This is a genomic window from candidate division KSB1 bacterium, from assembly GCA_022562085.1.
Lineage (GTDB): Bacteria > Zhuqueibacterota > Zhuqueibacteria > Oceanimicrobiales > Oceanimicrobiaceae > Oceanimicrobium.
Window position 1 is genome coordinate 1 of sequence record JADFPY010000263.1, and the last position, 6446, is coordinate 6446.

Sequence of the window (6446 nt, forward strand, 5' to 3'; positions counted from 1 at the left end):
GGGTGATTTTTTGCCGGGGATAGCAGCCGTGGTAATAACCACATCACTATCTGCAACCACTTTGGTCATCATTTCGCGCTGGCGTTTATAGAATTCTTCGCCCATGGCTTTGGCGTAGCCACCGGAGGTCTCAGCCTCCTCGGTTTCAAGTTCGAGTTCCACGAACTTTGCCTCCAGGCTTTCGACCTGCTCTTTAACCGCCGGTCGCACATCGTAAGCCTGCACGGCTGCACCCAGGCGCCGGGCGGTGGCAATGGCCTGGAGTCCTGCGACCCCCGCTCCCACTACGAAGACCTTGGCAGGTGTGATGGTGCCGGCGGCGGTAATCATCATCGGGTAAATCTTGTTAAGTGCAGAGGCGGCCAGGAGAACAGCCTTGTAGCCCGCTATGGTGGCCATTGAGCTCAAGACATCCATGGGCTGGGCGCGGGTAATACGCGGCAGCAGCTCCAGGGCGAAGGATGTGACTCCTGTTGCTGCCAGGTCCTGGGCGGCTTTGGGAGCTCCCAGGGGGTTCAACAGACCCAGCACGATTTGGCCGGAGCGAAGCAGTTTTAGATCGGAGTTGGTATCCATACCCTGCACTTTGAGAACCACCTCGGCCGAAGCGTACAGTTGTTTTTGATCCCCTGCGAGACCTGCCCCTTTTTCCTGGTAGGCGGAATCCTGGAACCCGGCCTTCTCACCCGCTCCCTTTTGTACCAGAACTTCGAGACCTGCTTTGACCAGGGTAGAGACAAATGAGGGTACTAAAGCGACTCGCCGCTCATTTGGATGGGATTCTTGGGGTACTCCGACGATCATATGAACCTTTAAGTGTAGGGTACATGCCGGAATGAAGGATAATTGTTTAGGTGAATAACAATTTTTTAATAAAATATCAAGGAAAGTAAAAGTCAAGGAAAAATGTTCATTTTAAGTCTCGACAAACAGGAACTGCTACTAATATGAATGACGAGTTGGAAAAAATATTACCACCGAAATGCGCCGAATGCACCGAAATTCACCGAATTAATAGATATGACTTTAGGACTGATGCACATTTTATAGTTTCATTTTCAAGAATACTAAAATATCATACTTTCGGTGACCCTCGGCGACTTCGGCGTGATTCGGTGGGAAAATTATACTGTCGCGACTATCCGATTAACCGATTTTAAATATAATTAAACTAACTGGTCATTCATATTACTAATGTTTTTTTCCAATTTCTTGATATCAGCCGTAGATAATTCTTGGCGGGGACGCCTGCTTGAGCTATTTATTCCCCTCCTTCCGCGTAATCTTCAACTCTTCGCCATCGAAGGGGCAAAATTCGTTTTCAAAGGGAAAAGCTCGACTGCATTGAGGACAGTAACGTTTTAAATTATTTGCTTTTATGCCGATCCTGCTGCCAAGCCAGTTCTGACGAAACTCCAGCATCTCCTTCGTTAAAGTTGTCCCTGCCTGTTCATAAGGAACAACTTCAAACTCAGGATTGGTTTGAAAAATCAATTCCACCTTTTTTATAATTCCATTTTTTTCGAACTCAATTTCAACTTTGTCGCCGGGTTTATGCTTTTTCAGAATATCTTCAAAATCCTCCTTACTTCCGGGAGCTTGCCCATCAAAGCCAATAACATGATCTCCGTGGTCGAGACCCGCCTGATAAAGCGGGCTACCGATAAGAGTCGATCTTTCAACAATCGCCTTATCTTCTTCAAATTCAAATCTCAACGGACCCATCCACGCTTCGTCTTCCTTAGCACGGCGCAGAAGTAAACCGGCCTGGGCCAGTAATTCTTCATAATTCACCAGCTCATGACCCTGAATATAATTTTCGAAAAACTGACTTGCGAAACCAACATCCCCTGTCACTTCACCAAGGATGTCGCGCAAATCTCCATTTGTATAAGGAACCTCTGTCTTGCCGTGTCTGTCCCAAACCGCCCGCATAAAATTATCCAATGTGACGCCCGTGAAATTGTTCCTCAAGGTCAGATCAAGGCCAAGGCCAATTGCGGCGCCGTAAGGATAATAAGAGATAAAGGTATTTGAAAAATTTCTCGGATCATTTGAGAGCGCCCGATCCACGAAGGGAGCCTGCATGCTCATTTCAACCGCACTAAAATAGCGGCGGCCACGGCCATTTAAAACTGTGTTTAATTGGCCTGACAAGTTTTTCGAAAAACGGTCGATACTAATAAGTTTCGCGCGTTTTAAAACCAAAGCATCGTAGTAACTGGTAAACCCTTCTGCGAACCAAAGCTCACCGGACATATTCGCCTTTTCGAAGTCAAATGGTTCCAGGGAACTCGGGCGAATTCGTTCAACATTCCAGGCGTGAAAAAACTCATGGGAAACCGTACCTAAGTTTCTAACAGCGTGTTTATCTAAAGACCGGGTGCTGGTTAAGATAGTGGAATTGCGGTGCTCCATACCATCGCCACTAATATGCGGTAAATAATCAGCGATGAAAGTATAAGTTGAGTTGTCGAACGCAGGCGCTTCACCGAAAATAGCTACCTGCTCTTCGACCACGGCTTTACACATTTCAGCAAACGAATCCACCTCTGCATCGCTTCCATCATGATGCAGGGCCAGCCGAATCTCTCCAGCGACCCCATTGGCACCTAAAGACCACTGGCGCAATTGAAAGTCGCTAATTTCGGTTGGGCTATCCATAAAGTAATCTAAATTGGGGGCGGTAAAAATCTCCGGCTTTTTGGTAGGCGCCAGTTGGGTGGCGATCTGCCAGTCGGGCTTCGGTTTACTAAATGTGATTTCAATGGGCCGTTTCTCAAGTCCTCGGGCCCACATAAAGGTCGCCGGCATGTTGATGTGAGCATGGGTATTATCCACAGCCAGATAGGTTCCATCACAGCGATCGCCAAATATAGTGTAACTGATTTTAACGGTACCGTCATGGCCGAATACGTTCCACTGATGCGGATTCGGGCGATTAATTTGCAATTCTTTATCCTGGCTGTCCACGGCCTTTACATTGTAGACATTTTTAGCAAACTCATGCAAAGAATAGCGGCCTGGTGAAGTGCGGCTCATTCTAATCTCCAATGGTGAGGAAGTCACGTCGGGAAAAATTACCGAAATCTCGGCTTCGTGGTGGTCAGCATTGTCAAATGAAATATGATATTTCACGGGGCTTTGGGCGTAGCTCCCTGCTGAAATTGCGAATAAAAAGATCCAGCAAAACCATTTCATATTGTTTCTCCTCAAAGAATTAAAGTTTAAAGGTTTCGGCTTGCTTTGGAAAGAATAAATGACGTAGGTGCCATAAGGTAGTTTTCAAAGAATCCTAGTTGTTAATATTGAACTTAAGATTGTCCAAAATCAAAAACATGGCCTTTGTGCACCAACGTCATAAATTCAATTGAAGGTGAAAAGTTTTAATTGTGATGACCGAAACTAGGGTGAGGCGTCCCGCCAAACGATTTCTGCATGCAGCTCAGTGCTTAGAAATCCTCGGCGAGACCCCTTCGGACTAGCAAATTTGGAGTTTTCGGTCAATCATTAATTAAAACATTAATCTATGAATTATCAAACATCAAATCAACTTTTATGTTGACATTCTAAAATACAACTCGTAACTTTACCTGTAGCATCTTTTGATTTAAACCCCAGCATTATCTGAAAAAATCTTTTAACAATGGGAATGATGTGTTCCTGAAACCCGGTTTGAACAATTAAGATCTTTGCGACGTAATATAATTAAAAGATGTTTGAAATGTACCGATATATGATCTTATGAAGAAACACGGCCAAAGTCTCGACAAAATTATCGAAAGGACATCTGAATTAAAGCAGGTGCGCAAGGACGAGGTGCATTTCGGTGATCTGGTCGTTATCTCTACCCAAAATTCGGTTTATTCAATCCGCGTTCTCGACAAGGGATTTTACCTGGTGTCCGGCGGGTGGTTTGAACAACAAGGGCTTGCACCGCACAAGATTAGAATTGCGGGGTGCACCTGGGGCAGCAGTATCATTAAAATGGATATTATCGCGGCCTGCGGACTCTGCCTTGAATTTAGCAACCGACTTGTAACTTCCCCCATTAAAAAGTTTTCCGTATTTCCCTCCGGCTTGCAGAATTAGTTTTATCGGCTACGGCTGAACCCGGGGCTTAGAAAAACACTCCTCCCTTCTTTACTTCACTTTAACTATCTTATCCGAAAAAGCTTTTACTCTCGACTCTTCTACAAAATTATCAGCTTTACCATCTTTCTTGAACGTGCTGCCGACAATCAATCCGTCCACTTTAGAATAAACTTTAGCAAGATTTTCGGGAGTCACGCCGCTGCCGATTAGAATTGGCAGGCTTGTGTTTTGCCGCACGATATCGATGTCTTCGGTTTGGGTTTCTGAACCGGTTGATTCACCGGAAACGATAATAGCATCCGCCTGGCCGCGCTCGGTTAAGTCCCTGGTTTTAGCGGCCAGCCCGCGGTTGCCCAAGGGAGCTGAATGTTTGACGCCCACATCGGCGAAGATGAGCACATTCGATCTGAGACTAGCCCGCAACCGCAACGTTTTATGAGCAGCCCCTTCGATAATTCCCTGGTCCGAGACCACAGCGTCCATGTGCACATTCACCCTGATGAAGTCGGCTTCAGTTGCGGTGGCAACGGCAAGCGCTGACTGGGCATCATTCCGCAACGCGTTCACTCCAACCGGAATCTCAACCACATTTACGATTTCACGAGTTACGGCAGCCATTGCAGCAATAGTTTCTGTGGGCAGTTTATTCGGATAAAATGGTATGTCCCGGAAATTTTCAACAATGAGTCCATCTATCGGATAGCGCTTAAAAATTTCTACCTCAGAAAGGGCGGTGTCGTAGATTTCAGCTATTTTTCCCGAATAGCGCGGCGAACCCGGGAGAGGCATCAGATGAACGCAGGCGATAATCGGTTTGGGAGTTTTGAATATATCTTTGAATTTCATTTTTCTGCTAAAAATTAACTTGTTGTTTAGTTAGTATCGAGTATTAATACGAATGACCAGTGAAAAAATTATTTCCACCGAAATGCGCCGAACGCACCGAAATTCACCGAATTAGTAGTTATGATTTTAGGACTGTATGTGCATTTTGTAGTCATTTTCAAGAAGACTAAAATATAATACTTTCGGTGACCCTCGGCGACTTCGGCGTGATTCGGTGGGAAATGACTTTTGAGTGGAACAGTAAATAAAATACCACAACGGGTTAAAATTAAAAAAGGAGCTCAATTGCTTTTTAGCCGTCGAGCTCCTTTTAATCCAATAGATTGCTGCTTGCTTCCTTTCTACTTCATGGTTGTTTCTTCAGCTGCTGCTAGCTGGTCCTGCATATCCGCTGTGTCCCAGGTGACCCATTCCTCAGCTGCTTTGCCATCGGCATACCGGGTCATGCTCATACCCCTGACGGAAATCATCTTATCGAGATCTTTATTCGTACCGGTTACGGTCCAGGAGGATGCAACCATGTCACCCTCAGCGATTCTTTTGTGAACCTGAACATGGAAATCGGGGTAAATCGTACGAATATTTGTCATGTACTCCTTGAACGCTACGGCGCCCTCAATTTTCGGTGTGTGCCAACTATTGGGCAAGTGACGAACGAAGTCAGCAGCGATCATTTCGTCTATCAGATCCAGGTTGCCATTATTCCAGGCTTCGGCTGCAAAACGATCTGCCAGGGCTGCGTTCGTTTCAGCAGTTTTGTCCATTTGGGCGCAGGCGCTAAAGGCAAATAAAGCCCCTAAAAGAAAAATGAATATTTTTTTCATCGTTTCCTCCTCTTTCTGTTAAATGAATAAGTAAATTACTAAAAAATATAGTCATACCGTCTTGAAAAAAGCAAGTAAAAAAACAAGTTTTGATTTAATTTGATTTCTCCGGAAAAATTAAGTTCAGAATGAACCCGGTCAATCCGCCGACCACCAGTCCTTGACTTAACAAAGATTTGACTGCCTGTGGAAAATGCTGCAGTACTTCCGGCCGGTATTCGACGCCCAAACCGAGCGCGACTGAAGCGGCGATGATGATCATGCTGCGTTTGTTCAGGTCAACATTGCGGTGAATAATCGCCATGCCGCTGGTAAAAATCATGGCAAACATAATCAAAGCGCCGCCGCCGATCACCGGGGCCGGGATGGTTGCAACCAGGACACCCACTTTTGGAATCAACCCGAGCAAAACCAGAAAGCCGCCGCCGATTGCTGTCACATGCCGGCTGACCACACCGGTGAAATTCACCAAGCCGACGTTTTGCGAATAAGATGTATTCGGGAAAGCGCTGAACAGCGCCGCCAAAGCGCTCATGAGGCCGTCCGCAACCAGGCCGCCCTTCATTTCCCGGCTTGTTGGATTTCTATTGACAGCCGCGGTCGTTCCGGCAATATCGCCCATGGTTTCTAAAGCGCTCACGACATAAATAAAACTCATGGTGAGTATCGGCGCCAGGTTGA

At 46.0% G+C, this 6446-nt stretch carries 6 protein-coding genes; 1 reads left to right on the plus strand and 5 read right to left on the minus strand.

Annotation, left to right across the window (positions count from 1 at the left end):
- Positions 1-804 (minus strand): NAD(P)(+) transhydrogenase (Re/Si-specific) subunit alpha (locus IH879_17420; protein ID MCH7676703.1); only part of this gene is annotated, 804 nt, incomplete at its 3' end.
- Positions 805-1257: 453 nt separating this feature from the next.
- Positions 1258-3201 carry a M61 family metallopeptidase gene (locus IH879_17425; GenBank protein MCH7676704.1) on the minus strand — a complete coding sequence of 648 codons (1944 nt, stop codon included), beginning with the start codon at positions 3199-3201 and terminating at the stop codon, positions 1258-1260.
- 543 nt (positions 3202-3744) lie between these two features.
- Here IH879_17425 and IH879_17430 point away from each other — a divergent pair.
- Positions 3745-4092 carry a hypothetical protein gene (locus IH879_17430; GenBank protein MCH7676705.1) on the plus strand — a complete coding sequence of 116 codons (348 nt, stop codon included), beginning with the start codon at positions 3745-3747 and terminating at the stop codon, positions 4090-4092.
- Between the two features lie 51 nt (positions 4093-4143).
- Here IH879_17430 and IH879_17435 read toward each other — a convergent pair whose 3' ends face one another.
- The 3 genes from IH879_17435 to IH879_17445 all read right to left on the minus strand — a co-directional run.
- Complete coding sequence (locus tag IH879_17435) at positions 4144-4941, minus strand: BtpA/SgcQ family protein (protein ID MCH7676706.1); 798 nt, start codon at positions 4939-4941, stop codon at positions 4144-4146.
- 341 nt (positions 4942-5282) lie between these two features.
- Positions 5283-5765 carry an ester cyclase gene (locus IH879_17440; GenBank protein MCH7676707.1) on the minus strand — a complete coding sequence of 161 codons (483 nt, stop codon included), beginning with the start codon at positions 5763-5765 and terminating at the stop codon, positions 5283-5285.
- 94 nt (positions 5766-5859) lie between these two features.
- Positions 5860-6446: purine/pyrimidine permease (locus tag IH879_17445; GenBank protein ID MCH7676708.1), on the minus strand; the 587-nt coding region annotated here is incomplete at its 5' end.